Annotated in this window: 28 protein-coding genes, 1 tRNA gene, 1 pseudogene and 1 riboswitch; of the genes and pseudogenes, 9 read left to right on the top strand and 21 right to left on the bottom strand. The window is 70.7% G+C overall.

The window, feature by feature from the left end; genetic code table 11:
- The 5 genes and pseudogenes from AB0D44_RS31510 to AB0D44_RS31490 form a co-directional block, all read right to left on the bottom strand.
- Nucleotides 1–93, bottom strand: a pseudogene (locus AB0D44_RS31510) (molybdopterin-guanine dinucleotide biosynthesis protein MobC); the annotation flags it as partial.
- 111 nt (nt 94–204) lie between these two features.
- The gene (locus AB0D44_RS31505) at nt 205–861 is read right to left on the bottom strand and encodes a DUF1707 domain-containing protein (protein WP_362597371.1); all 657 of its coding nucleotides are present in this window, start codon (nt 859–861) and stop codon (nt 205–207) included.
- 170 nt (nt 862–1031) lie between these two features.
- Nucleotides 1032–2015: an ATP-binding cassette domain-containing protein gene (locus tag AB0D44_RS31500; protein ID WP_362597369.1), complete on the bottom strand. Its 984-nt coding sequence runs from the start codon at nt 2013–2015 to the stop codon at nt 1032–1034.
- 2 nt (nt 2016–2017) lie between these two features.
- The gene (locus tag AB0D44_RS31495; protein ID WP_362597377.1) at nt 2018–2845 is read right to left on the bottom strand and encodes an ABC transporter permease; all 828 of its coding nucleotides are present in this window, start codon (nt 2843–2845) and stop codon (nt 2018–2020) included.
- A 133-nt stretch (nt 2846–2978) separates the two neighbouring features.
- Nucleotides 2979–3782 (bottom strand): ABC-2 family transporter protein, encoded by an 804-nt coding sequence (locus AB0D44_RS31490; RefSeq protein ID WP_362597374.1) that lies wholly within the window; start codon nt 3780–3782, stop codon nt 2979–2981.
- A 211-nt stretch (nt 3783–3993) separates the two neighbouring features.
- On the opposite strand from AB0D44_RS31490, the gene AB0D44_RS31485 reads away from it, so the two are divergent.
- On the top strand, nt 3994–6462 hold the full coding sequence (locus AB0D44_RS31485; RefSeq protein ID WP_362597366.1) for a transglycosylase domain-containing protein: 2469 nt from the start codon (nt 3994–3996) through the stop codon (nt 6460–6462).
- A 219-nt stretch (nt 6463–6681) separates the two neighbouring features.
- On the opposite strand, the gene AB0D44_RS31480 is transcribed toward AB0D44_RS31485, so the two are convergent.
- The 3 genes from AB0D44_RS31480 to AB0D44_RS31470 all read right to left on the bottom strand — a co-directional run bounded on the left by AB0D44_RS31480 (nt 6682) and on the right by AB0D44_RS31470 (nt 7923).
- A complete protein-coding gene (locus tag AB0D44_RS31480; RefSeq protein ID WP_030026576.1) occupies nt 6682–7002 on the bottom strand; it encodes a multidrug efflux SMR transporter in 321 nt (106 codons plus the stop codon).
- Between the two features lie 31 nt (nt 7003–7033).
- Nucleotides 7034–7103, bottom strand: a riboswitch (guanidine-III (ykkC-III) riboswitch).
- A 69-nt stretch (nt 7104–7172) separates the two neighbouring features.
- Nucleotides 7173–7514 (bottom strand): co-chaperone GroES, encoded by a 342-nt coding sequence (locus AB0D44_RS31475; protein ID WP_030239046.1) that lies wholly within the window; start codon nt 7512–7514, stop codon nt 7173–7175.
- A 46-nt stretch (nt 7515–7560) separates the two neighbouring features.
- Nucleotides 7561–7923, bottom strand: a complete 363-nt coding sequence (locus AB0D44_RS31470; protein WP_362597363.1) for a DUF3618 domain-containing protein — start codon at nt 7921–7923, stop codon at nt 7561–7563.
- A gap of 68 nt (nt 7924–7991) precedes the next feature.
- Here AB0D44_RS31470 and bcp point away from each other — a divergent pair, with 68 nt between their 5' ends.
- Together bcp and AB0D44_RS31460 are read left to right on the top strand one after the other, a co-directional pair.
- Nucleotides 7992–8459 carry a thioredoxin-dependent thiol peroxidase gene (gene bcp, locus AB0D44_RS31465; protein WP_362597360.1) on the top strand — a complete coding sequence of 156 codons (468 nt, stop codon included), beginning with the start codon at nt 7992–7994 and terminating at the stop codon, nt 8457–8459.
- 192 nt (nt 8460–8651) lie between these two features.
- Nucleotides 8652–8735 (top strand) — tRNA-Leu (locus tag AB0D44_RS31460).
- Between the two features lie 53 nt (nt 8736–8788).
- On the opposite strand, the gene rdgB is transcribed toward AB0D44_RS31460, so the two are convergent.
- The 4 genes from rdgB to AB0D44_RS31440 form a co-directional block, all read right to left on the bottom strand.
- Nucleotides 8789–9403: an RdgB/HAM1 family non-canonical purine NTP pyrophosphatase gene (gene rdgB / locus AB0D44_RS31455; protein ID WP_362597357.1), complete on the bottom strand. Its 615-nt coding sequence runs from the start codon at nt 9401–9403 to the stop codon at nt 8789–8791.
- Nucleotides 9404–9410: 7 nt separating this feature from the next.
- Nucleotides 9411–9791: a hypothetical protein gene (locus AB0D44_RS31450; RefSeq protein WP_362597354.1), complete on the bottom strand. Its 381-nt coding sequence runs from the start codon at nt 9789–9791 to the stop codon at nt 9411–9413.
- An 88-nt stretch (nt 9792–9879) separates the two neighbouring features.
- Nucleotides 9880–10605 (bottom strand): ribonuclease PH, encoded by a 726-nt coding sequence (gene rph, locus AB0D44_RS31445; protein WP_266609580.1) that lies wholly within the window; start codon nt 10603–10605, stop codon nt 9880–9882.
- 95 nt (nt 10606–10700) lie between these two features.
- Entirely contained in the window at nt 10701–10934 is a 234-nt protein-coding gene (locus AB0D44_RS31440) for a PTS glucose/sucrose transporter subunit IIB (protein ID WP_362597351.1), read from the bottom strand.
- Between the two features lie 198 nt (nt 10935–11132).
- On the opposite strand from AB0D44_RS31440, the gene AB0D44_RS31435 reads away from it, so the two are divergent.
- Both AB0D44_RS31435 and AB0D44_RS31430 read left to right on the top strand, forming a co-directional pair.
- On the top strand, nt 11133–12434 hold the full coding sequence (locus AB0D44_RS31435) for a PTS transporter subunit EIIC (RefSeq protein WP_362597348.1): 1302 nt from the start codon (nt 11133–11135) through the stop codon (nt 12432–12434).
- 322 nt (nt 12435–12756) lie between these two features.
- Nucleotides 12757–13983, top strand: coding sequence for a PTS transporter subunit EIIC (locus AB0D44_RS31430; protein WP_362597345.1), 1227 nt, complete (start codon nt 12757–12759; stop codon nt 13981–13983).
- Nucleotides 13984–14099: 116 nt separating this feature from the next.
- On the opposite strand, the gene AB0D44_RS31425 is transcribed toward AB0D44_RS31430, so the two are convergent.
- Nucleotides 14100–14852, bottom strand: coding sequence for an MBL fold metallo-hydrolase (locus AB0D44_RS31425; protein WP_362597343.1), 753 nt, complete (start codon nt 14850–14852; stop codon nt 14100–14102).
- Between the two features lie 195 nt (nt 14853–15047).
- Here AB0D44_RS31425 and AB0D44_RS31420 point away from each other — a divergent pair, with 195 nt between their 5' ends.
- Together AB0D44_RS31420 and AB0D44_RS31415 are read left to right on the top strand one after the other, a co-directional pair.
- Complete coding sequence (locus AB0D44_RS31420) at nt 15048–15476, top strand: hypothetical protein (RefSeq protein ID WP_362597340.1); 429 nt, start codon at nt 15048–15050, stop codon at nt 15474–15476.
- The gene (locus AB0D44_RS31415; protein WP_362597337.1) at nt 15473–15829 is read left to right on the top strand and encodes a DUF488 family protein; all 357 of its coding nucleotides are present in this window, start codon (nt 15473–15475) and stop codon (nt 15827–15829) included. Before AB0D44_RS31420 ends, AB0D44_RS31415 begins: the two co-directional genes overlap by 4 nt.
- 56 nt (nt 15830–15885) lie before the next feature.
- Here AB0D44_RS31415 and AB0D44_RS31410 read toward each other — a convergent pair whose 3' ends face one another.
- The 8 genes from AB0D44_RS31410 to clpS form a co-directional block, all read right to left on the bottom strand.
- Entirely contained in the window at nt 15886–16326 is a 441-nt protein-coding gene (locus AB0D44_RS31410) for a hypothetical protein (protein ID WP_362597334.1), read from the bottom strand.
- Nucleotides 16327–16500: 174 nt separating this feature from the next.
- Nucleotides 16501–17451, bottom strand: coding sequence for a cysteine synthase (locus tag AB0D44_RS31405; RefSeq protein ID WP_362597331.1), 951 nt, complete (start codon nt 17449–17451; stop codon nt 16501–16503).
- A complete protein-coding gene (locus tag AB0D44_RS31400) occupies nt 17451–17729 on the bottom strand; it encodes a MoaD/ThiS family protein (protein WP_362597328.1) in 279 nt (92 codons plus the stop codon). The genes AB0D44_RS31405 and AB0D44_RS31400 overlap by 1 nt, the downstream gene beginning before the upstream one ends.
- A 97-nt stretch (nt 17730–17826) precedes the next feature.
- A complete protein-coding gene (locus AB0D44_RS31395) occupies nt 17827–17934 on the bottom strand; it encodes a putative leader peptide (protein WP_312847437.1) in 108 nt (35 codons plus the stop codon).
- Between the two features lie 77 nt (nt 17935–18011).
- A complete protein-coding gene (locus AB0D44_RS31390; RefSeq protein ID WP_362597325.1) occupies nt 18012–18434 on the bottom strand; it encodes a M67 family metallopeptidase in 423 nt (140 codons plus the stop codon).
- A gap of 77 nt (nt 18435–18511) precedes the next feature.
- Entirely contained in the window at nt 18512–19957 is a 1446-nt protein-coding gene (locus AB0D44_RS31385) for an amino acid permease (protein ID WP_362597322.1), read from the bottom strand.
- Nucleotides 19958–20288: 331 nt separating this feature from the next.
- Nucleotides 20289–20891, bottom strand: a complete 603-nt coding sequence (locus tag AB0D44_RS31380) for a DUF2017 domain-containing protein (RefSeq protein WP_362597319.1) — start codon at nt 20889–20891, stop codon at nt 20289–20291.
- Nucleotides 20891–21205, bottom strand: coding sequence for an ATP-dependent Clp protease adapter ClpS (gene clpS / locus AB0D44_RS31375; RefSeq protein WP_362597316.1), 315 nt, complete (start codon nt 21203–21205; stop codon nt 20891–20893). Before clpS ends, AB0D44_RS31380 begins: the two co-directional genes overlap by 1 nt.
- Before the next feature lie 80 nt (nt 21206–21285).
- Here clpS and AB0D44_RS31370 point away from each other — a divergent pair, with 80 nt between their 5' ends.
- Together AB0D44_RS31370 and AB0D44_RS31365 are read left to right on the top strand one after the other, a co-directional pair.
- Nucleotides 21286–22614, top strand: coding sequence for a nicotinate phosphoribosyltransferase (locus tag AB0D44_RS31370; RefSeq protein WP_362597313.1), 1329 nt, complete (start codon nt 21286–21288; stop codon nt 22612–22614).
- A 109-nt stretch (nt 22615–22723) separates the two neighbouring features.
- Nucleotides 22724–23308 carry an isochorismatase family protein gene (locus AB0D44_RS31365; RefSeq protein WP_362597310.1) on the top strand — a complete coding sequence of 195 codons (585 nt, stop codon included), beginning with the start codon at nt 22724–22726 and terminating at the stop codon, nt 23306–23308.
- The last annotated feature ends 146 nt before the right edge of the window (nt 23309–23454 follow it).

Raw genomic sequence — 23454 nt, 5'->3', positions numbered from 1 at the left:
GCCGCGGCCGCGCAGGGCGGGGTCCACGGCGATGCCGTCCATGACGAGCTGGCCGGGGGCCGGGTGCCGTTCGAACAGGGCGAGGAGCAGGAGTCCGCCGCGGCAGACTGGCGGCTCCGGGCAGCGCACGGCGGGCGCCCTCGGGCGCCCCCGCAGGCAGCTTGGCGCCCCCGCAGGCAGCCCCGGCGCCGCCTCGGGCCCGCGCTACAGCTGTTTGCGCAGGGACGGGCCCGACGGGGGGTGCTTCGGGGGCTTGACCTTGATCTCGACGCCGCCCCAGAAGGCCAGTCCCGTCACGACCACCCGCGGGGCGCCCGGTTCCGCCGGGCCCGGGCTGTCGCGCTGGTCGAAGGCGCCCATCAGGCCGAAGCCCCGTACGTCCACCTCCACGCCCGGCGGCACGGTGATCTGGATGCCGCCCATGATCGCCACGCAGTTGATCACCACCTCGCGCTCCGCGAAGTTCGCCTCGCGCAGGTCCAGCTCGCCGCCGCCCCAGAACGCCACCGCGTCGAAGCGGGCGGGCACCGTCCACACTCCCTTGCGCTGGAACCCCGACATGACCGCGACCGCGTTCGTCGATGTCCCCCGGCCGCCGATCCGCGCCGGCCAGGACGAACCGGCGGCACCCACGGGCGCCGCGAGCGGCGCCGCGCCCCCCGCTGCCGGCAGGTCCCGCGTCAGCGGTTCCAGTTCGGCGTACGTACGGGACGTGTACGCCGCCTCCAGCCGCTCCTCGAACTCCTCCATGTCGAGCCGGCCCTCGGCGACGGCGTCCCGCAGACGCTCCACCACCCGGTCCCGGTCGGCGTCCGACGCCCTCAGCTCCGGCAACGGCTTCTCCGGCCGCTCGTCACTCATGCGGACCAGACTATGCAGGGAACCCCGGGAGTTGTACGGCTTGAACCCCTGTCCCCCTCCGGGTTGCCCCTGATTCAACCCCCGCCCGGCCACCCCGCCCGGCCACCCGCCCCGCCGCCCCCTTCCCCGCGCGCCCGCCGCGCCCGCCGCGCCCCGCTCCTCCCGCCCCGCTACTCCCGCCCCGCGTACATCCGCGCAATCACGTCCTCGATGTCCGGTTCCCGCACCGACAGGTCCAGCAGCGGATACCGCGCCGCCACCGCCGCGACCAGCGGCGCGGCCGAAGCCCCCGCCGGGAACGCCAGCCACTGCCGTGGCCCGTCCACCTTCACCACCCGCGCGCCCGCCACCTCGATCGGCCCGAGCTCCCGCTCCAGGTCGATCACCAGCGTCCGCTCGCTCTCCCCCGCCGCCCCCGCCGCGTGCAGCCCGGCCAGCGGCCCGTCATACATCAGCCGCCCGTGGTCGATCACCATCACCCGCTCGCAGAGCTGCTCGATGTCCTGGAGGTCGTGCGTGGTCAGCAGCACCGTCGTGCCGAGCTCCGCGTTCAACTGCCGCAGGAAGCCCCGTACCTTCGCCTTGCTCACCACGTCGAGCCCGATCGTCGGCTCGTCCAGGTACAGCACGTCCGGATCGTGCAGCAGCGCCGCCGCGATGTCCCCGCGCATCCGCTGCCCCAGTGACAGCTGGCGTACCGGTACGTCCATCAGCTCGGCCAGGTCCAGCCGTTCCACGCAGCGCTCGAGGTTCTCCTCGTACCGCGCCCGCGGAATCCGGTACATCCGCCGCATCAGACCGTACGAGTCCTTCAGCGGCAGGTCCCACCACAGCGTCGTGCGCTGCCCGAACACCACCCCGATCCGGTGCGCGAGCCGCATCCGCTCCCGCGCCGGGTCGATGCCCGCGACCCGTAGCCGGCCGCCGCTGGGCGTCAGGATGCCGGTCAGCATCTTGATCGTGGTCGACTTCCCCGCGCCGTTGGGCCCGATGTAGCCGACCACCTCGCCCCGCGCCACCTCGAAGCTGAGCCCGTCCACCGCCCTGACCTGGTGTTTCTCCCGGCGCATCCAGCCTGCGCGGCGCCGTACGTCAAAGACCTTCTCGACCCCGTCCAGCGAGATCAGCGCGTCCGACACAGCCGGATCCGACACAGTTAGCTCCCCGTGCTTCGGTACGAACGGACTCCCGCGCGCCACGCCAGCGACGCGGGCAGGAACACCACGAAGGCCACCAGCGGGCTCAGGTACGCGACCCACCACGGCAGCCCCAGCGGGTCGGGCCGCCCCAGCACGTGCAGCGCCGGCAGCCAGTTGACGAAGGCCAGCGGGACGATGAAGGTCACCCCGCGCAGCAGGTCCTTCGCGAAGATCGTCGGAGGGTACTGGAGCATCGCGTTCCCGCCGTACGTGAAGGAGTTCTGCACCTCCGCCGCATCCCCGGCCACGAACTGGAACGCGGCGCCGGCCACCATCACCGCCGCGAAGATCGCCGCCCCGGCCACGATCATGACCGGAACCAGGAGCACCTTCCCGGCCGACCAGTCCACGTCCAGCACGGCCACCGCCCAGCCCAGCACCACCAGCCCCTGCCCGATGCGCCCCAGCCGGCGCAGCGCGAACCGGTCCGCCGCGACCTGCGCGAGCACCGGAACCGGGCGCACCAGCATGGTGTCGAGCGAGCCGTCGCGGACCCGCAGGCCGATCCGGTCGGTGTTGCCGAGCAGCAGGTCGGCCAGTCCCAGCGAGGCCGAGCAGGATCCGTACAGCAGGGCGATCTCGGGCAGCGTGAAGCCGCCCAGTGCGTCCACGTGCTGGAACATGATCCAGATGCCGACGAAGTCGAGCAGCTGGATCGCCGCGTTCCCGAACACCGAGAGGAAGAAGGAGGTCCGGTAGGTCATGGTCGACCGGATCCACATCGCCGCGATCAGCCCGTAGCCGCGCAGCCCCTCCCGGACCCGGCCGCGCCGCGGCACCGCCACGGCCGCGAACTCCCGCTCCCGCTCCGGCTCCCGCTCCCGCTCCCGCGTCCCCTGCGCCCTGGTCGACCTCGGCTCCCCCTCCCCCTCCCGCTCCGGTTCCCGCTCCGGTTCCGGTTCCCGCTCCAGGACCGCCTCAGCCACCCTGGACCACCACCTTCCGCGTCGCCGCCGCCTGCAACAGCCGCCCCACGCCCAGCAGTACGCACGCCCACCCGGCCTGGAACCCCAGCGCTCCCGCGGCGCTCCCGGCCCCGGAGTGCTTCCCGAGCAGCACGTCCATCGGAACCTGGAGCATCGCCGCCCACGGCAGGCTCCGCACCAACTCCCCGAACCCGCCGGGGAACACGGTCAGCGGCAGCAGCACCCCGGAGAAGAACACCGTGACGACCTGCGCCATCAGATTGATCCCGGACCCGTCCATCAGCCAGAACGCGGCGAGCCCCAGCAGGTAGCGCAACCCGAAACTCACCACCAGCCCCAGCACGACCGAGACCAGGAACAGCAGCCAGCGGGCCGGATCGGCGGGCAGCGCCAGCGGGAAGGCCAGCGCCCCGGCCGCCAGCGGCACCACCCCGCGCCCCGCCAACTGGAAGGCGGCCCGCCCCAGGTCGGCGGCGAGCCACCACAGCTGGAGGTCCGCCGGCCGGTACAGGTCGACGGCGATGTCACCCGTACGGACGCGCTCCTGGAACGTCTCCTGGAAACCGCCCCCGATCAACGCCCCTGCGGCGAGCAGCGACTGGCTCACCCATACGAAGGTCAGGGCCTGCGCCTGGTCGTAGCCGCCGAGCCCGGGCCGCTCGTCCCACAGGGCGATGTAGCTGTACGCCACGATGAAGCCGAACACGGTGTTGGTGAACACCCCGGCCGCGGTGGCCGTCCCGTAGGTGGCGTAGCGCCGGAACCCTCCTGCAGCGACCGCCAGGTAGAGCGGCACCCCGTGCAGGACTCGCTGCCGCAGTTTCTGACGCACCGTATCCCTCCGTTTCCCCGGTCGTTCCTACGTCGGCCAAAGCGCGCGAGCTTAGTGCGGAGGGGCGAGCCACGCGACCGGTTTATCCCCGTCCGGAGCGGAATCGGCGGCCAATCGGGTAGACACCATGAGGTACAGAAGTGGATATTTCGCACGGCGTCGAGGAGCCCTGGAGATGAGCGACCAGTCACCACCCCCGGGCTGGACCCCTCGCGACCCGGACACGCCCGACGGACCGCCCGCGGCGGCGTCCCCCGGGCCGGGCAGGACGCCCGGCACCCGGTCGGGCACACGGGCCGGCGCACAGCCCGGGACGGTTGCCGGGGCGAAGCCCGGCAAGAAGGCCCGGCGCCCGCGGACCGGTTGGCGCCGCCTCGTGCCCACCTGGCGCATGGTCCTGGGCACCGTCCTGCTGCTCGCCCTGCTGCTCGGCGGCGCCCTCGTCGCCGGGTACCTGCTGGTGGACATCCCGCCGGCCAACGCCGCCGCGACCGCCCAGTCGAACGTCTACCTCTACTCCGACGGCTCCCAGCTCGCCCGCGACGGCGAGGTCAACCGCGTCAACGTCCCGCTCTCGCAGATCCCGAGGACCGTCCAGCGGGCCGTGCTGGCCGCCGAGGACCGGGACTTCTACTCCGAACGGGCCGTGGACCCGAAGGCGATGCTCCGCGCCGCCTGGAACACCGCGACCGGCAAGGGCACCCAGTCGGGCTCGACGATCACCCAGCAGTACGTCAAGAACTATTACCTGGGCCAGGAACAGACGATCAAACGGAAGGTCAAGGAGTTCTTCATCGCGATCAAACTCGGCCGCGAGAAGTCGAAGGACTACATCCTCGAGGGATACCTGAACACCAGCTACTTCGGCCGCAACGCGTACGGCATCCAGGCCGCCTCCCAGGCCTACTACGGCAAGGACGTCGGCGAACTCACCACCGCCGAGGGCGCCTACCTGGCCACCCTCCTCAACTCCCCCAGCGCCTTCGACGTCGTCTCCCACCCCCAGGGCCGCCCCCGCGCCCTCGCCCGCTGGAACTACGTGCTCGACGGCATGGTCAAGAAGGACTGGCTGCCGGCCGCCGAACGGGCCACCACCCGGTTCCCCGAACCGGGCAAGGTCCGCGCGGCCGCCGGACTGTCCGGCCAGCGCGGATACCTCGTGGAGGCGATCAAGGACTACATCACCGAGAACGAGATCCTCGACGACAAGACCCTCGCCGAGGGCGGCTACCGCATCACCACCACCATCGACAGACGCCGCCAGAACGCCTTCGTCGAAGCCGTCGACGACCAGATGGTCGCCAAACTCGACCCGCAGAAGCGCAAGGCGGACCGCGTGGTCCGGGCCGGCGGCGTTTCCATCGACCCGGCCACCGGCAAGGTCGTCGCCCTCTACGGCGGCATCGACTACACCAAGCAGTACGTCAACAACGCGACCCGGCACGACTACCAGGTCGCCTCCACCTTCAAACCCTTCGTCTTCGCCGCCGCCGTCGAGAACGGCTCCCGCACCCAGGACGGCCGCCGGATCACCCCCTACACGATCTACAACGGCGACAACAGGCGCCCGGTCGTCGGCGGCCGGATCCGCTTCGCCCCCGAGAACGAGGGCCAGATCTCCTACGGGAACATCACCGTCAACACCGCCACCGACCTCTCCGTCAACGCCGTGTACGCGCAGATGGCCGTCGACGTCGGCACCCTCAAGGTCAAGGAGACGGCCGTCGCCCTCGGGATCCCCGAGAACACCCCCAACTTCGAACCCGTCCCCGCCATGGCGCTCGGCACCCTGCAAGCCAGCGTCCTGGACATGACCCAGGCGTACGCCACCCTCGCGGACCACGGCCGCCGCACCCCCTACACCTTCCTGGAAAAGATCACCAAGGAGGACGACACGATCGCCCTGCCCGAGCGCACCCCCACCCAGGCCGTCAGTCGCGAAGCCGCGGACACCACCACCTCCATGCTCGTCAGCGTCGTCGACAACGGCACCGGCACCGCCGCCCTCGCCGCAGGCCACCCGGCCGCCGGCAAGACCGGCACCGGCGAACTGGACCGCTCCGCCTGGTTCGCCGCCTACACCCCGGACCTGGTCACGGTCGTCGCGATGATGGGCCAGGACCCGGACACCGGCGGCCTGGAGTCGCTCTACAACGCCCTCGGGGAGTCCCGTATCGGCGGAGGCGGCTACCCGGCCCGGATCTGGGCCGCGTACACGAAGACCGCCCTGGAGGGCACCGACCCCGTCGACTTCGACCTGGAACTCCAGCCCGGCGCGTCCCAGCCCCCGCCGCCACCCAGCTTCGAACCGTTCCCCCCGCAGGAGCCGACACCCGGAGACGGCACCCCGACCCCTTCCGGCCGCCCCACCCGCCCCACGCGACCGACCCCGCCGGGCGGCCAGAACCAGGGCGGTCAGGACAACGGCGGCCGCAACCAGGGGGGCCAGGACAACGGCGGCCGCAACCAAGGGGGCCAGGACAACGGCGGCACCACCCAGGGCGAGCAGGGCGGCACCTCCACGGGCACCCAGGCCGGCACGACCCAGGGCACCCAGGGCGCGGCCGCAGGCGCCGACGCCGGCGCGGGCGCGGCCGCAGGCGCGACGGGAGGTCCGCGACCCCCCTCGGCTTTCCTCGAGTAGCCGTGCCCGCCAGTGCCCGCCGGTGGCCCCGCCAGTGCCCGCCCACGGGCGCCGGCTAGGGGGTGTCTGACGGAGGTCCTTGGTGAAGGAGCGGTGTCCGGTGCGTGCTCTCGGCGTGCCGGCCGGATGCCCCTGTACTGGACGTACTTGGGCTTTCGGCCGGTGCGGCGAGAGTGCGTGCCGGGCACCGCGACGCCGCGGACCTCCGTCAGACACCCCCTAGTGCCCGGAGGTGGCCTTCAGCCCCACCACGGCGACCAGCAGCAGACAGATGAAGAAGATCCGGGCGGCGGTGACGGGCTCACCCAGCACCGCCATACCGAGCACGGCCGCACCCGCGGCACCGATGCCCACCCACACGCCGTACGCGGTACCGATGGGCAGGGTCTTCGCGGCGTAGGACAGCAGCACCATGCTCGCGACGATCCCGGCGCCCGTGAACACGCTGGGCCACAGCCGGGTGAAACCTTCGGTGAACTTCATGCCGATCGACCAGCCGACCTCGAGCAGACCGGCGAGGAGCAGCAGAACCCATGCCATGACGGCACCTCCGAGACATCGAGCGATACGGGGTGCGTCGTCTTGTCGTACCCGGTACGGCGCGTCTCGTCGGGTTCCCCTCAAACCTAGCAAAGGACAGCGAAAGGGGCCGGTGACCTCGGCCACCAGCCCCAGAACGACGATCTACGGAGATCTTGCAGGTCTCGGTATCAGAGATAAAGACCGGTGGAGTCCTTCGACCCCTCCAGCCGCTCGGCCGCCACGGCGTGCAGGTCGCGCTCGCGCATGAGCACGTACGTCGCCCCCCGTACCTCGACCTCGGCCCGGTCCTCGGGGTCGTACAGCACCCGGTCACCGGGCTCCACGCTCCGTACGTTCTGCCCGACCGCGACCACCTCCGCCCAGGCCAGCCGCTTGCCCACCGCGGCCGTCGCCGGAATGAGGATGCCGCCGCCCGAGCGGCGCTCGCCCTCCGGCAGATCGGACTTCACGAGCACGCGGTCGTGCAGCATCCGGATGGGCAGCTTGTCGTGGGTGGTGTTCTCGCTCACGCCTCGAACCTACCTGTCCTCCTCGGGCCCGCGCTGCGCAGGGTCATCAGCGCCTGCGCCGCGCCGAGACCACCAGCAGCCCGACCACACCGGCCGCGAGCAGCGCGATGGGCACGATCCGGTCGACGCGCGGCGCCCCGTCCTCGTGGCACAGACCGGCCTTCACGTCCGTCACGAGACGGTTCACCGTGACGTACGCGCGCCCGGCGGTGTGGTCGACCGTGGAGGCGACCCTGGCCTTCGCGTCCCCGATGATCGTCTTCGGGTGCATGCGCACGCCGATCTCGTCGAGCGTCTCGGCGAGCTGCTCACGGCGGCGGACGATGTCCGCCTCGATCTGTGCGGGGGTCCTGGCTTCCGGCACCGCGCTGCCTCCGTCGTCGTGTCGTCTGTGGGCGTGATCCGTCATGGACAGTCTGTCAGCTCCGTCAGCTTAGGCTCATGTGGTACCGATCCCCTCCCGAGGAGACTGCCGACATGAGCGAGCGACTTCAGCCGGGCGACACCGCCCCCGCCTTCACCCTGCCCGACGCGGACGGCAACGAGGTCTCGCTGGCCGCCCACAAGGGGCGCAAGGTGATCGTCTACTTCTACCCGACCGCGATGACGCCGGGCTGCACCAAGCAGGCCTGCGATTTCACGGACAACCTGGACGTCCTGGCGACGGCCGGCTACGACGTCATCGGCGTCTCCCCGGACAAGCCGGAGAAGCTCGCGAAGTTCCGCGAGAAGGAGCACCTGAAGGTCACCCTGGTCAGCGACCCGGAGAAGGAGACCCTGACCGCCTACGGCGCGTACGGCGAGAAGAAGCTCTACGGCAAGACGGTGACGGGCGTCATCCGCTCGACGGTGGTCGTGGACGAGGACGGCAAGGTGGAGCACGCCTTCTACAACGTCAAGGCCACGGGCCACGTAGCCAAGATCATCAAGGACCTGGGCATCTGACCCAGCCCTGTCCCGCCACAGCGACCCGCACCCAACCGGTGCGGGTCGCCCCGTTCGTCGGGCCGAACGTGCCGTATCGGCCATCGGCCGCGTGATGCCCGAATCGTCGCCCCGGAACCGCCACCGCGCCCGGCTCCCCCATAGAATGACCCCAGCCCGGACGGGCTTGATGTCCGAATAGGGCAACATGTCGCGGTTGTGGTGGAATTGGCAGTCACGCTGGGTTTAGGTCCCAGTGGGGTAAAACCCGTGGGGGTTCGAGTCCCCCCAACCGCACGTCACGCGCCGGGGCCCGTACGCAGCTGCGTACGGGCCCCGGCGCGTACGGCTCAGCCCAGGAGTTCGCGGACCACCGGGACCAGGGCGCGGAAGGCCTGGCCGCGGTGGGAGATGGCGTTCTTCTCCGCCGGGGTGAGTTCCGCGCATGTGCGGGACTCGCCGAGGGGCTGGAGGATCGGGTCGTAGCCGAAGCCTCCCGTACCCGACGGGGCGTGGCGCAGGGTGCCCAGGAGGCGGCCCTCGACGACGCGTTCGGTGCCGTCCGGCAGGGCCAGGGCCGCCGCGCAGAAGAAGTGGGCGCCGCGGTGGGCGTCGTCGATGTCCCCGAGCTGGGACAGCAGGAGGCGCAGGTTCGCCTCGTCGTCGCCGTGGGTGCCGGCCCAGCGGGCGGAGAAGATGCCGGGGGCGCCGCCCAGGACGTCCACGCACAGGCCGGAGTCGTCGGCGACCGCCGGCAGGCCGGTGGCCCGGGCCAGCGCGTGGGCCTTGAGGAGGGCATTCTCGGCGAAGGTGACGCCGGTTTCCTTGACGTCCGGGATCTGCGGGTACGCGTCCGCGCCGACCAGCTCGTGCGGCAGGCCGGCGTCGGACAGGATGGCGTGGAGTTCGGAGACTTTGCCCGCGTTGCGGGTGGCCAGGATCAGGCGGCTGGGCGTCGAGGTCATGGCCTCATTATCCGGGCGTGCAGACCTTCGAGAGCTCGGAGGCGGCGCCGGCGACCGGCTTGATGTCCGGGGTGGGGTTGCCCTGTTCGATGGCGGTGCGGACGTTCTTGACGGCCGTGGTCATCGAGTCGATGGCCTTGCCCAGGTCGGTGTTGTCCGTCTGGTCGCCGATCTTCTTGAGGTTGGCGTCGATCTGGTTGAGGGCGTTCTGGGCGTCCTGCGGGCTGTTGCCCGCGTTGGAGACCGCCTCGGAGAGGTCGGACACGCCTTCCGTGATGGCGACCGCCGTGTTCGCGCAGTCCATCGCCGTGGAAATCGCGTCACAGGAGGTGAGGGCCGGGACGGTGAGGGCGGCGGCCAGTGCCACGGCGGTTATGCGGAGCTTCATCTTCGGTCCCCCAAGGACGTGGATACGTGGACGGGCGCACGGCTGTGACACCGTGCGCCCGTACCCTGCCAGACGCGGAACGGGGCGCCTACAGTTCCAGCGCACCCCGCTGGATGGCTTCCAGGTCCGCGCAGCCTCCGGCCGCGAGGTCCAGGAGGGCGTTGAGCTCCTTGCGGTCGAAGGGCTCGCCTTCGGCGGTGCCCTGGACCTCGACGAAGCGGCCGTCGCCGGTGCAGACGACGTTCATGTCGGTCTCGGCGCGCACGTCCTCCTCGTAGCAGAGGTCGAGGAGGGGTTCGCCGTCGACGATGCCGACGCTGACGGCGGCGACGGTGCCGGTGAGCGGCTTGCGTCCGGCCTTGATCAGCTTCTTCTGCTGGCCCCAGGCGACGGCGTCGGCGAGGGCGACGTAGGCGCCGGTGATCGCGGCGGTGCGGGTGCCGCCGTCGGCCTGGAGGACGTCGCAGTCCAGGACGATGGTGTTCTCGCCGAGGGCCTTGTAGTCGATGACGGCGCGCAGCGAGCGGCCGATGAGGCGGGAGATCTCGTGAGTGCGGCCGCCGATCTTGCCGCGGACGGATTCGCGGTCGCCGCGGGTGTTGGTGGAGCGGGGCAGCATCGAGTACTCGGAGGTGACCCAGCCTTCGCCGCTGCCCTTGCGCCAGCGCGGGACGCCTTCGCTGAAGGAGGCGGTGCAGAAGACCTTGGTGTCTCCGAAGGAGATGAGGACGGAGCCTTCGGCGTGCTTGCTCCATCCGCGTTCGATGGTGACCGGGCGGAGCTGTTCGGGCGTACGGCCGTCGATGCGAGACATGGCTCCGAGCCTAGTCCCTGTGGAGGAACGCGAGGACCCCGTCCGGCGGGTGCGGGACGGGGTCCGTGTGCGTGCGGTGAGCGGGTGGGCTCAGCTCACATCATGTCTTCGATCTCGCCGGCGATCGGGTCGGCGTCGGTGCCGATGACGACCTGGACGGCGGTGCCCATCTTGACGACGCCGTGGGCGCCGGCGGCCTTCAGGGCGGCTTCGTCGACCAGGCTCGCGTCGTGGACCTCGGTGCGCAGGCGGGTGATGCAGCCTTCGACTTCTTCGATGTTGTCGATCCCGCCGAGCCCGGCGACGATCTTCTCAGCCTTGGTGGCCATGTGTTTCTCCCTGAAGGGTGGACAACTCTCCATGCAGTCCGCTTCGTCACGGTAACGCACGGTTGGCCCAGCTACGCGAGCACATGACCGATATCTGCCGAATGATGATGATCAGCAGCAGCCTGCCCCACAACTGGTCTACACCAGTGTGCCGCACGTGCCGCAACTGCCAAAACGGGCCGGTCAGGGAGGACGCCGATGAGCGCGAGCAGCGCCGCAGCAGAGCCACGCCCCCAGCGGTGGAACGGCTTGTTCCAAGGGCTGCAGAAGATGGGCCGCAGCCTGCAGCTGCCGATCGCCGTCCTGCCCGCGGCGGGCATCCTGAACCGGCTCGGCCAGCCGGACGTCTTCGGCAAGGACGGACTGAACTGGACGAGCGTGGCCAAGGTGATGGCGGGGGCGGGTAGCGCCCTGCTCGACGCCGACCTCGGCCTGCCCCTGCTGTTCTGCATCGGCGTCGCGATCGGCATGGCGAAGAAGGCGGACGGCTCGACCGCGCTGGCCGCGGTGGCGGGCTTCCTGGTCTACCGGGGGGTGCTGCACGCCTTCCCGAAGGACTGCCCGCCGGGGACGAAGGACATCGGGGGCGGCTGCCTGACGCCGACGGACACCTTCCAGGGGTTCACCTACCAGAACCCGGGGGTGTTCGGCGGCATCGTGATGGGCCTGCTGGCGGCATGGTTCTGGCAGCGCTACCACCGGGTGAAGCTGGTGGACTGGCTGGGCTTCTTCAACGGCCGCCGGCTGGTCCCGATCATCATGTCCTTCGTCGCGATCGTTTTCGCGGTGATCTGCCTGTTCGTCTGGCCGCCGATCGGTGACGGGCTGGAGAGCTTCTCCGACTGGCTGATCGGGCTGGGCTCGTGGGGCGCCGGGATCTTCGGCGTGGCCAACCGCGCGCTGCTGGTGATCGGGCTGCACCAGTTCCTCAACGTGCCGATCTGGTTCCAGTTCGGCTCGTTCACCGCGGCGGACGGGAAGACGTACCACGGCGACATCAACATGTTCCTGAACGGCGACCCGGACGCGGGCCTGTTCCTGTCCGGCTTCTTCCCGATCATGATGTTCGCCCTCCCGGCGGCGGCGCTGGCGATCACGCACTGCGCGAAGCCGCTGCGGCGCAAGGAGGTCGGGGGCCTGATGCTGTCGGTCGGCCTGACCTCGTTCGTCACGGGCATCACCGAGCCGTTGGAGTACTCCTTCCTGTTCGTGGCGCCGGCGCTCTACGCGGTGCACGCGGTGCTGACGGGGGTGTCGATGGCGGTGACGTGGGCGCTGGGCGTGCACGACGGCTTCAGCTTCTCGGCGGGTCTGATCGACTACCTGATCAACTGGAGCCTGGCGACGAGGCCCTGGCTGATCATCCCGATCGGGATGTGCTTCGCGGTCGTCTACTACGCCGTCTTCCGTTTCGCGATCACGAAGTTCGACATCAAGACGCCGGGCCGGGAGTCGGACGAGGAGATCGAGGAGATGCAGAAGGACAACGTCAAGGCGTAGCGCGCGCCGCACGGCGGTCCGCCGGGTGCTTCGGCCCGGCCCTCCAGGCCCTCGGATCTGCGGATCCGGGGGCTTTGGCCGTGCCCGGGAGCCGTGTGGTGTAGACCACAGGAAATCGAAGGTTCCTTATCTATCCCTCACCGTGTTACAACTGGTCTACACCACCCATTGGTGTAGACCACGCAGGCCTGTCTGGCCCGCGTTCCCCCCTTTCTGAGACGTCGCCGTCCCCCGTTTCCCTCCGGCGGCGCCTTGCCCACTGGAGGAAGTTGTGTCCACGGCTGCCGCCCCCGCGGCTGAAAAGAAGAAGGGCGCTGGCGTGATGGCCGTCATGCAGCGCATCGGCCGGAGCCTCATGCTCCCCGTTGCGGTGCTGCCCGCCGGCGCACTGCTGCTCCGCCTGGGCGCCGACGACATGCTCGGCGACAAGGACGTCTTCCCGACGTTCGTCCTCAAGATCGCCGGATACATGGCCGCCGGTGGTGGCGCGATCCTCGACAACATGGCGCTGCTCTTCGCCGTCGGCATCGCGATCGGCTTCGCCAAGAAGTCGGACGGCTCGACCGCGCTGGCGGCAGTCACCGGTTACCTGGTCTTCCAGAAGGTGCTCGCCACCTTCACCGACAGCAACCTGCCCCAGGTCGCCAAGGTGGTCGGCGGCAAGATCGTCATGGTGGACGCCGCGGTCAACGCCGGCGTGCTCGGCGGTGTCGTGATGGGTGTCATCACCGCCCTGCTGTACCAGAAGTTCTACCGGACCAAGCTGCCGGACTGGGCGGGCTTCTTCGGCGGCCGCCGCCTCGTCCCCATCCTCTCCGCCCTCGCGGGTCTGGTCACCGGTATCGTCTTCGGTCTCATCTGGCCGGTCCTGGGTACGGGTCTGCACAACCTCGGTGAGTGGCTGGTCGGTTCCGGCTCCGTCGGCGCGGGCATCTTCGGTGTCGCCAACCGTGCGCTCATCCCGATCGGCATGCACCACCTGCTCAACTCCTTCCCGTGGTTCCAGGCCGGTACGTTCGAGGGTGCGGGCGGCCCCGTCCACGGCGACATCGCGCGCTTCCTCGCCGGCGACCCGAGCGCCGGACAGTTCATGACCGGCTTCTTCCCGATCATGATGTTCGCCCTCCCGGCGGCCTGCCTCGCCATCGTCCACTGCGCCCGCCCCGAGCGCCGCAAGGTCGTCGGCGGCATGATGTTCTCCCTCGCGCTCACCGCCTTCGTCACCGGTGTGACCGAGCCGATCGAGTTCACCTTCATGTTCATCGCCCCGGTGCTCTACGCGATCCACGCGGTCCTCACCGGTGTCTCCATGGCGCTGACCTGGGCCCTCGGCATGCGGGACGGCTTCGGCTTCTCCGCCGGCGCGGTCGACTTCCTGCTGAACCTGGGCATCGCGAACAACCCGTGGGGCCTGGCCGGCATCGGCCTGTGCTTCGCGGTGGTCTACTACTTCGTCTTCCGCTTCGCGATCACGAAGTTCAACCTGCCCACCCCGGGCCGCGAGTCCGACGAGGAGCTCGCCGAGCTGGCGAAGGCCGAGGCGAAGTAGGCCTGCGCGCACGCACCGTCATCGGGTCCGAAGCCCCTGCCTTTCCCTCCGGAAGGCAGGGGCTTCGGCCTGTCCGCGCTGCCTGCGGCCGGCCCGGTCCGCAAAGGCGGACGGGCTCAGACCTCGTAGACGGCGCCCGCGTAGGCCAGGTCGACCGGGCCCGTGTAGACCGCGCGGGCGTCGGCCAGGTTCTGCCGGGGGTCCGTCCACGGCGGGATGTGGGTGAGGACGAGCCGGCCGACCCCGCCGCCCTGGGCGTACTGCCCGGCTTCCCGGCCGTTGAGGTGGAGGCCGGGGATGTCCTCCTTGCCGTGCGTGAAGGAGGCCTCGCACAGGAAGAGGTCGGTGCCCTCGGCGAGGAGGCCGAGCTCGGGGCAGGTTCCGGTGTCGCCGGAGTACGTGAGGGAGCGTCCGCCGTGCTCGACGCGGATGCCGTACGACTCCACGGGGTGGCTGACCCGCTCGGTGCGGACCTGGAAGGGGCCGATCTCGAAGCTGCCGGACTTCAGGGTGCGGAAGTCGAAGACCTCGCTCATCGAGCGCTCGTCGGGGACGTCGTCGTAGGCGGCGGTCAGGCGCTTCTCGGTGCCCTCGGGGCCGTAGACGGGGATGGTGCCGCAGCGGCCGCCCTCGTGCCGGTAGTAGCGCGCGACGAAGTACGCGCACATGTCGATGCAGTGATCGGCGTGCAGGTGGCTCAGGAAGATCGCGTCGAGGTCGTAGAGGCCGATGTGGCGCTGGAGATCGCCGAGGGCGCCGTTGCCCATGTCGAGGAGCAGCCGGAAGCCGTCGGCCTCGACGAGGTAGCTCGAACAGGCCGATTCCGCGGACGGGAACGAGCCGGAGCAGCCGACGACGGTGAGCTTCATGGAGCGTGAACCTCCGTGGACGGTCCGTGGACGGAATGCGGGCCGTGCGTGGGTCGAGCGTAAGGCGCGAAACGACTGGTCGCTCCTCCGCGGCGGGCCGTTGTGGGGGGAATCACCTGTGCTGTCACCCGGGGGAGCGACGGTGGGCACGGGCGTTGCCATGCCGGGGCGTTCCCGCACGGCTACGGTCGAAACATGGACACGTCCTGGTGGCCCGCGGTGGCCGCGGTCGTGGTCGTGGCGGTGGTGGCGCTGGTCGCCGGGGGCCGGCCGGGCACGCTCCCCCGCCGGGCCGGGCCCGCGCCCGCGCACGGTCCGGGGCCGGAGCCGAGGCCCCGGCCGGGTGAGCTGTGGTACCTGGCGGACGGCCGGATCTGCCTGGTGCTGGCGGTCGGGCAGGTGCGGGGGCACAGGGCGCGGGTCGCGTGGATCAGCGGGAAGTACGACGACCGGCGCGCCGGGGTGATCCCGCTGCCGCCGGGCACGGTGGGGGCGCAGGGCCGGGTGGCCTTCCTCGAGGCGGACCGGCCGGAGGAGGTGCCGCTGTGGGAGTTCGGCAGGCGGGCGGGCATGCTGGATCCGGCGGTGTGGGACGAGGTCAAGGGACTGGGAGGCGGGCCGTGATCCGGATCCGGCGGATCTACGACGCCCCGGAGCCGGGGGCGGACGGGGTGCGGGTGCTCGTGGACCGGCTGTGGCCGCGGGGGCTGGCGAAGGAGGCGGCCGCGGTGGACGAGTGGCCGCGGGCCGTGACGCCGTCGACGGAGCTGCGCAAGTGGTTCCACGCGGGCGGCTCCGCCGGGGAGTTCCGGCGGCGGTACGAGGCGGAGCTGGCGCAGCCGGCGGCGGTGGCGGAGCTGGAGCGGCTGCGGGACCTGGCGTCGGCGGGACCGCTGACGCTGCTGACCGCGGTCAAGGACCCGGCGGCCGGCCACGCCGCGGTCCTCGCGGAGCTGCTGGGCGCGGAACCCGGGTGACCGCCGCGGGCCGGGACGCCCCATCGCGTCCCGGCCCGCAGCGGGGCCTTGGGGGGTCAGAAAGCGCGGGGGCTGTGGTCGACGCACAGGGCCCAGATCACGAACACGCCGATCGCGATGGCGATCAGGGACCAGAGCGGCTGGTAGGGCAGCCACAGGAAGTGCAGGACGATCATCAGCCCGGTCAGGGCGATGCCGAGCGCCCGGCCCCAGGTGGTGCCCTTGAGGATCGCGATGCCGACGATCAGGACGACGATGCCGACGATGAGGTGGATCCAGCCCCAGGCGGTCAGGTCGAACTTGAACGTGTAGGTGCGGACCCGCCACAGGACGTCGTCCTTGGCGAGCGCGGCGATGCCTTCGAAGATCGCGAACATGCCGTTGATCATCATCAGGACGGCGGCGAACATCGCGCCTCCCGCCGCCCAGGCGGAAGCGGTCCCCGGAGGGGGAGTGCCGGTCGCACCGGGGGTCGCGGGGTTGGGAGTGGTCGTCATCGGGCCACCACCCTCTCTGTGGGGTCGGTCGGGCACGTTCAGCCTCGACCCGTACCGCCGTCCCGGCGACTTACGGGGGCCATTCGGGGGAATCCGCCTCCGAAACGCGGCGGCCCGCTCCCCCGTGCCGGGGAAGCGGGCCCGCAGGTCCGCGGAGGGCCGGGCGCGGCCGGGCTACGCCCAGAGCTGGCCCTGGAGGACCTCGATCGCCTCTTCGGTCGTCGCGGCGGTGTAGACGCCCGTCGACAGGTACTTCCAGCCGCCGTCGGCCACGACGAAGACGATGTCCGCGGATTCGCCCGCGGCCACCGCCTTGCGGCCGACGCCGATCGCCGCGTGCAGCGCGGCCCCGGTGGAGACGCCCGCGAAGATGCCTTCCAGCTGGAGGAGTTCGCGGGTGCGGGTGACCGCGTCCGCCGAGCCCACCGAGAAGCGGGTGGTGAGCACCGAGGCGTCGTACAGCTCCGGGACGAAGCCCTCGTCCAGGTTGCGCAGGCCGTACACCAGGTCGTCGTACCGCGGCTCGGCCGCGACGATCTTGACGCCGGGCACGTGCTCGCGCAGGTAGCGGCCGACGCCCATCAGGGTGCCGGTCGTGCCCAGACCCGCCACGAAGTGCGTGATGGACGGGAGGTCGGCGAGGACTTCGGGGCCCGTGGTGGCGTAGTGGGCGCCCGCGTTGTCCGGGTTTCCGTACTGGTAGAGCATCACCCAGTCCGGGTGCTCGGCCGCCAGTTCCTTGGCCACCCGCACCGCGGTGTTGGACCCTCCCGCCGCCGGCGACGAGATGATCTCGGCTCCCCACATGGCCAGCAGGTCGCGCCGCTCCTGCGAGGTGTTCTCCGGCATTACGCAGACGATCCGGTAGCCCTTGAGCTTGGCCGCCATCGCCAGGGAGATCCCGGTGTTGCCCGAGGTGGGCTCCAGGATCGTGCAGCCGGGGTAGAGCCGGCCGTCCTTCTCCGCCTGCTCGACCATGTGGAGCGCCGGGCGGTCCTTGATCGAGCCGGTCGGGTTGCGGTCCTCGAGCTTCGCCCAGATGCGGACGTCGTCCGAGGGCGAGAGCCGGGGCAGCCGGACCAGCGGCGTGTTGCCCACCGCCGCCAGCGGGGAGTCGTAACGCATCAGACAGCGCCGCCGGCCACGGCCGGAAGGATGGTGACGCTGTCGCCGTCCTTCAGCGCGGTGGAGATGCCGTCGAGGAAGCGGACGTCCTCGTCGTTGAGGTAGACGTTCACGAAGCGGCGCAGCTGGCCCCCGTCGACGATGCGCTCCTCGATGCCCTTGTGCCGGGTCTCGAGGTCGGAGAACAGGTCGGCGAGGGTGGCGCCCTCACCGGACACGGCCTTCTCGCCGTCGGTGTAGGTGCGGAGGATGGTCGGGATGCGGACCTCGATGGCCATGGCTGGCTCCAGTCGTGAGGGAGGGCGTGAATACGTGCGTACGTGAAGGCGCGCGGTTCGTCGGCCCCCGCGCAAGAGGGCTCTGGTGCTCTGGTGCTCAGACGGCGGGACAGATCGCGCTGGCGAGGCGGCACAGGTCGACGTGCAGCCGCGCCACGAGCAGCAGCCTGCCGGGCGTCTCGATGCTCACGTCGTGGGAAACCATGCGGTCATGTTAACGATTCCAGGTCCCCCGTTTGGAGTGGTATCCCGCATCGTGGACGCTTTGTGCTCACATGGTGGTCAGTAGGCCTCGACGACCTGCACTTCTTCCTCTGTGATCACGCCGTCGACGATGCGGTAGGAGCGGAACTGGAACTCCCCGAGGCCGTCCTTGTCCGCCGTCGAGACCACCACGTAGTGCGCTTCGGGCTCGTTCGCGTACGTGACGTCCGTGCGGGAGGGGTAGGCCTCGGTCGCGGTGTGCGAGTGGTAGACGATCACCGGGTCCTCGTCGCGGTCGTCCAGCTCGCGGTAGAGCTTGAGCAGGTCCTTCGAGTCGAACTCGTAGAACGTGGGCGACCGGGCCGCGTTGAGCATCGGGATGAAGCGCTCGGGGCGGCCGGTGCCCGCCGGGCCGGCCACGACGCCGCACGCCTCGTCGGGGTGGTCCTGGCGGGCGTGCTCGACGATCCGGTCGTACAGGGCCTGGGTGAGGGTCAGCATGAGCGACAGGATAAGCAGACGGACCCGCCCGTACCGAGGAGTGGTACGGGCGGGCCCGAATGCTGGACAGACCTGGTTCAGGAGGCCTTGGTGAAGGCGGCGCCGCGCGGGTTGCGGGACTTCAGGGCCAGGTAGGACAGGCCCAGGACCAGCCCCCACAGCGGGGCGCAGTAGAGCGAGACGCGGGCGTCCTTGTCGATGCCCATCATCACGATGACCATGCCGATGAAGAGCAGGGCGAACCAGCTCGTCCAGGGGGCGCCCGGCGCCCGGAAGGCGGACTGCGGCAGCTCGCCGCGGTCGGCCTTGGCGCGGTAGCGGATCTGGCAGACCAGGATCATGATCCAGGCCCACATGCCGGAGATGGTGGCGAAGGAGACGACGTAGTCGAAGGCCTTGCCCGGGGCGACGTAGTTGATCCAGACGCCCACCAGCATCAGCGCGGCGGAGAACGTGGTGCCGATCAGCGGGGTGCCGCTCTTGGTCAGCTTGGTGAAGAACTTCGGGCCCTGGCCGTTGAGCGCGAGGTCGCGCAGCATGCGGCCGGTGGAGTACATGCCCGAGTTGCAGGAGGAGAGGGCCGCGGTCAGCACGACGAAGTTGACGATCGCGGCGCCGACGCCCAGGCCCATGCGCTCGAAGGCGGCGACGAAGGGCGAGACGCCCGGCTGGAAGTGCGTCCACGGGACGACCGACAGGATCATGATCAGCGCGCCGACGTAGAAGACGGCGATGCGCCACGGCACGGTGTTGATGGCCTTGGGCAGGGTCTTCTCGGGGTCCTTGGACTCGCCGGCGGTGACGCCGACCAGCTCGACGGCGAGGAAGGCGAACATCACGATCTGCAGGGTCATCAGCGTGCCGCCGATGCCCTTGGGGAAGAAGCCGCCGTCGTTCCACAGGTTGGTGACGGTTGCGGTGTCGGCGGCGTCGGAGAACCCGATGGTGAGGATGCCGGCGCAGATCAGGATCATGCCGACGATGGCGGTGACCTTGACCATGGAGAACCAGAACTCCAGCTCACCGAAGAGCTTCACGGAGATCAGGTTGGCGCCGTAGAGGATCACGGTGAAGATCAGCGCGTACGCCCACTGCGGGAAGCTGTCGTGGGTCCAGTACGCCATGTACTGCGCGGCCGCGGTGACCTCGGTGATGCCGGTGACCACCCAGAAGAGCCAGTACGTCCACCCGGTCACGTACCCCCAGAAGGGGCCGAGGAACTCGCGGGCGTAGTCCGAGAAGGAGCCCGCGACGGGGCGGTACATGAGCAGCTCGCCCAGGGCCCGCATGATGAAGAAGATGACCAGGCCCGCGATGGCGTAGGCCAGGATCAGGCTGGGTCCGGCCTTGGAGATCGCCTTGCCGGCGCCCAGGAAGAGGCCGGTGCCGATCGCTCCGCCGATCGCGATCATCTGGATCTGGCGGGCTCCGAGTGTGCGGTGGTAGCCCTCGCCGCCCTCGCCCTCGCCCCGCGCGCCCTCGTCGGGCGTCTTGCCGTGCTGCTCGACCTGCACAGAGGTCATGTCTGGTGCGCCTTTCTCCACGCCGACCCGCGCCTTCTGCTGGCTGCGGATCGGGTCCTCGATCCCCCCGGATACGGATGGAGTTGCACGCCGGCGGTCCGCCGGTTCAAGCAGGCCGCGGGGACAGGGGTGGCGTCCCGGCGGCGGTCGTGAAGATTTATCACGGGCTTAACCGTGACCGGGGCAGGACAATGTGGCGCACGACACGTGAAATTCAGGACATAGGTCCTGAAATGGATCAGACCACCGCATCGCGGTGATCTGATCGTTATCCGGATTTGAGCGTCCGCTGAGCGAACGGCGCGCGCCCGGCGGGCGTCCTTGAGGATCTTCAGAGGGTTTCGATGAGGGTCTCCTGGAGACCGCCGAGCCACAGGTACGCCATCACCATCGGCTTGCGCGGGTCGTCGTCCGGCAGCCGGAACAGCGCCGCGCTGTCGTCGTCCTCGGTGATGTCGAGCCGGGCCGCGATGGTCAGGCGCAGGTCGTTGAGCGCGCCGAGCCAGCGCAGCGGCTGCTCGCCGGTCAGCTCGAGCACGGCCGCCCCGTCGCCGGCCGGGGTGAGCCGGTCCAGGCTGTGCACGACGGCCAGCGCGTCCTCCCGCTTGCGGGTGCGCAGGTCGTTCTCGGTGAAGCGGCGGAACTCCGCCGAGCGTGCGCGCAGCTCCTCGGCGTCCTCCTCGACCCCGGGACCCTCCGGGCCGCCGTAGGCGTCGGGGAAGAGCCGGGCCAGCGCCGGGTCCGAGGGGGGCTCGGTGGGGCCGTCGGAGGCGAACAGCGCGGCCAGCGGGTCGGCGTCCTCGGCGGGCTCGGGCTCGCCGGGGCCGATCAGCTCGAGCAGCTGGACGGCCAGGGAGCGCAGGATCGAGATCTCGATCTCGTCGAGCGCGATGGCGGCGCCGCCGCCCTTCAGGGGCTGGAAGGTGCCGCCCATCAGGTGCGGTCCTGGGAGAGGGTCGCCCACAGGCCGTAGCCGTGCATGGCCTGCACGTCGCGCTCCATTTCCTCACGGGTGCCGCTGGACACGACCGCCCGCCCCTTGTGGTGGACGTCGAGCATCAGCTTGTGCGCCACGTCCTTCGAGTAGCCGAAGTACGCCTGGAACACGTACGCCACGTAGCTCATGAGGTTGACCGGGTCGTTGTGCACCAGGGTCACCCAGGGGACGTCGGGTTCGGGGACCGCGAAGGTCTCTTCGGCCGACTCGGTGCGTTCGATCTCAAGGGGAGCAACACTCACTTGTCCCATGCTGCCACCGTGACGGGCCCGTCGCACAAACGGGCCCTACATCTCGTCACTCTGACGAAATGTGCGCTAGCATCCGTGACATGAACCCTGCGGACCTGGGCCTGCCGGTGGACGTGCCGTCGACAGCGCTCTTCACGGACCATTACGAGCTGACGATGCTGCAGGCCGCCCTGGCGAACGGCACGGCCGACCGCCGCTCGGTCTTCGAGGTCTTCACCCGGCGGCTGCCCGAAGGACGCCGCTACGGCGTGGTCGGCGGAACCGGCCGGGGGCTCGATGCGGTGGAGAACTTCCGCTTCGACGGCGCGGTGCTGGACTTCCTGCGCGAGCGGGCCGTCGTCGACATGCGCACCCTGGACTGGCTGGCCTCCTACCGCTTCTCCGGCGACATCTGGGGCTACCCGGAGGGGGAGGTCTACTTCCCCGGCTCGCCGATCCTGCGCGTCGAGGGCAGCTTCGCCGAGTGCGTGCTGCTGGAGACCGTGATCCTGTCGATCCTGAACCACGACTCGGCCATCGCCGCGGCCGCCTCCCGGATGTCCTCGGCGGCCGGCGACCGGCCGCTGATCGAGATGGGCGCCCGGCGCACGCACGAGCTGGCCGCCGTGGCCGCCTCCCGCGCCGCGTACGTCGGCGGCTTCACCTCCACCTCGGACCTGGCCGCCGGGTTCCGCTACGGCATCCCGACGGTCGGTACGAGCGCGCACGCCTTCACCCTGCTGCACGACAGCGAGCGGGACGCCTTCACGGCGCAGGTGGCCTCGCTGGGCGGCGGGACCACCCTGCTGGTGGACACCTACGACGTCGCCGAGGCGGTCCGGACGGCCGTGGAGGTGGCCGGGACGGACCTGGGCGCGGTCCGCATCGACTCGGGCGACCTGCTGCTGGTGGCCCACCGGGTGCGCCAGCAGCTGGACGAGCTGGGGGCCACCGGCACCCGGATCGTGGTCACCTCCGACCTGGACGAGTACGCCATCGCCTCGCTGGCGGCGGCGCCGGTGGACGCGTACGGGGTGGGCACCCAGCTGGTGACGGGCAGCGGGCACCCGACCTGCTCGATGGTCTACAAGCTGGTGGCGCGGGCGACGTCGGCGGACCCGAAGGCCGCCCTGGCGCCGGTGGCGAAGAAGTCCTCGGGCGGCAAGACCTCGATCGGCGGCCGCAAGTGGGCGGCCCGCCGCCGGGACGCGCAGGGCGTCGCCGAGGCGGAGGTGGTCGGAACCGGGCCGGTCCCCTCCGCCCTGGCCGGCACCCAGCTGCTCGTGCAGCTGGTCAAGGGCGGCGAGGTCGTCGCCCGCGAGCCGCTGGAGGCCGCCCGCGAGCGCCACCGCGCGGCCCGCGCGGGGCTCCCCCTGTCCGCGACCCAGCTCTCGCGCGGCGAGGCCGTGATCCCGACCGAATACGCGTAGCGCCGTACGGCGCCGGGAGCGGGGCCCCGTTTCGGGAAGGGGCGGGGTGGGGGAAGAGCCTCCGCAGGGCCCGCCGCCGCACACTGGACACCGATCCGAAGGACACGTCATGCACCGCGCACTGATCGTCGTCGACGTACAGAACGACTTCTGCGAGGGCGGCAGCCTCGCAGTGACGGGCGGAGCCGACGTCGCCGCCGCCATCACCGAGCTCATCGGGCAGGCCACCGCCGGCTACCGGCACGTGGTCGCCACCCGGGACCACCACATCGATCCGGGCAGCCACTTCGCCCGTCCCCCTGCCGAGCCGGACTACGAGGCCTCCTGGCCCGTCCACTGCGTCGCCGGGACCGAGGGCGTCGGCTTCCACCCGAACTTCGCCCCCGCCGTCGCGTCCGGCGCCGTCGCCGCCGTCTTCGACAAGGGCGCCTACGAAGCCGCGTACAGCGGTTTCGAGGGCAGTGACGAGAACGGGACGGACCTCGCCCGCTGGCTGCGGGACCGGCAGGTCACCGAGGTGGACGTGGTCGGCATCGCCACCGACCACTGCGTCCGGGCCACCGCGCTCGACGCCGCCCGGGCCGGCTTCGCCACCCGCGTGCTGCTGGACCTGACGGCCTCCGTGGCCCCGCACACCACCGCGCGCGCCCTGGAGGAGCTCCGGGCCGCCGGAGTCGCCCTCGTCGGCGGCTAGGCGGCCTCCCGGGCCCGGCCCGGGGCGGGGCGGCACCGGGCCGGGGCGACCCCGCCTAGGGGGTGTCTGACGGAGGTCCGTGGTGAAGGAGCGGTGTCCGGTGCGTGCTCTCGGCGTGCCGGCCGGATGCCCCCGTACTGGACGTA

The sequence above is a fragment of the Streptomyces sp. NPDC048349 genome (assembly GCF_040651925.1).
Lineage (GTDB): Bacteria > Actinomycetota > Actinomycetes > Streptomycetales > Streptomycetaceae > Streptomyces.
This window is presented reverse-complemented; position numbering and strand designations above follow the sequence as displayed.

Coding starts and splice junctions, on each gene's coding strand:
- AB0D44_RS31505 (WP_362597371.1), bottom strand. CDS start 861: ATGAGTGACGAGCGGCCGGAGAAGCCGTTGCCGGAGCTGAGGGCGTCG.
- AB0D44_RS31485 (WP_362597366.1), top strand. CDS start 3,994: ATGAGCGACCAGTCACCACCCCCGGGCTGGACCCCTCGCGACCCGGAC.
- AB0D44_RS31480 (WP_030026576.1), bottom strand. CDS start 7,002: ATGGCATGGGTTCTGCTGCTCCTCGCCGGTCTGCTCGAGGTCGGCTGG.
- AB0D44_RS31470 (WP_362597363.1), bottom strand. CDS start 7,923: ATGACGGATCACGCCCACAGACGACACGACGACGGAGGCAGCGCGGTG.
- bcp (WP_362597360.1), top strand. CDS start 7,992: ATGAGCGAGCGACTTCAGCCGGGCGACACCGCCCCCGCCTTCACCCTG.
- rdgB (WP_362597357.1), bottom strand. CDS start 9,403: ATGACCTCGACGCCCAGCCGCCTGATCCTGGCCACCCGCAACGCGGGC.
- AB0D44_RS31450 (WP_362597354.1), bottom strand. CDS start 9,791: ATGAAGCTCCGCATAACCGCCGTGGCACTGGCCGCCGCCCTCACCGTC.
- rph (WP_266609580.1), bottom strand. CDS start 10,605: ATGTCTCGCATCGACGGCCGTACGCCCGAACAGCTCCGCCCGGTCACC.
- AB0D44_RS31440 (WP_362597351.1), bottom strand. CDS start 10,934: ATGGCCACCAAGGCTGAGAAGATCGTCGCCGGGCTCGGCGGGATCGAC.
- AB0D44_RS31435 (WP_362597348.1), top strand. CDS start 11,133: ATGAGCGCGAGCAGCGCCGCAGCAGAGCCACGCCCCCAGCGGTGGAAC.
- AB0D44_RS31430 (WP_362597345.1), top strand. CDS start 12,757: ATGGCCGTCATGCAGCGCATCGGCCGGAGCCTCATGCTCCCCGTTGCG.
- AB0D44_RS31425 (WP_362597343.1), bottom strand. CDS start 14,852: ATGAAGCTCACCGTCGTCGGCTGCTCCGGCTCGTTCCCGTCCGCGGAA.
- AB0D44_RS31420 (WP_362597340.1), top strand. CDS start 15,048: ATGGACACGTCCTGGTGGCCCGCGGTGGCCGCGGTCGTGGTCGTGGCG.
- AB0D44_RS31410 (WP_362597334.1), bottom strand. CDS start 16,326: ATGACGACCACTCCCAACCCCGCGACCCCCGGTGCGACCGGCACTCCC.
- AB0D44_RS31405 (WP_362597331.1), bottom strand. CDS start 17,451: ATGCGTTACGACTCCCCGCTGGCGGCGGTGGGCAACACGCCGCTGGTC.
- AB0D44_RS31400 (WP_362597328.1), bottom strand. CDS start 17,729: ATGGCCATCGAGGTCCGCATCCCGACCATCCTCCGCACCTACACCGAC.
- AB0D44_RS31395 (WP_312847437.1), bottom strand. CDS start 17,934: ATGGTTTCCCACGACGTGAGCATCGAGACGCCCGGCAGGCTGCTGCTC.
- AB0D44_RS31390 (WP_362597325.1), bottom strand. CDS start 18,434: ATGCTGACCCTCACCCAGGCCCTGTACGACCGGATCGTCGAGCACGCC.
- AB0D44_RS31385 (WP_362597322.1), bottom strand. CDS start 19,957: ATGACCTCTGTGCAGGTCGAGCAGCACGGCAAGACGCCCGACGAGGGC.
- AB0D44_RS31380 (WP_362597319.1), bottom strand. CDS start 20,891: ATGGGCGGCACCTTCCAGCCCCTGAAGGGCGGCGGCGCCGCCATCGCG.
- clpS (WP_362597316.1), bottom strand. CDS start 21,205: ATGGGACAAGTGAGTGTTGCTCCCCTTGAGATCGAACGCACCGAGTCG.
- AB0D44_RS31370 (WP_362597313.1), top strand. CDS start 21,286: ATGAACCCTGCGGACCTGGGCCTGCCGGTGGACGTGCCGTCGACAGCG.
- AB0D44_RS31365 (WP_362597310.1), top strand. CDS start 22,724: ATGCACCGCGCACTGATCGTCGTCGACGTACAGAACGACTTCTGCGAG.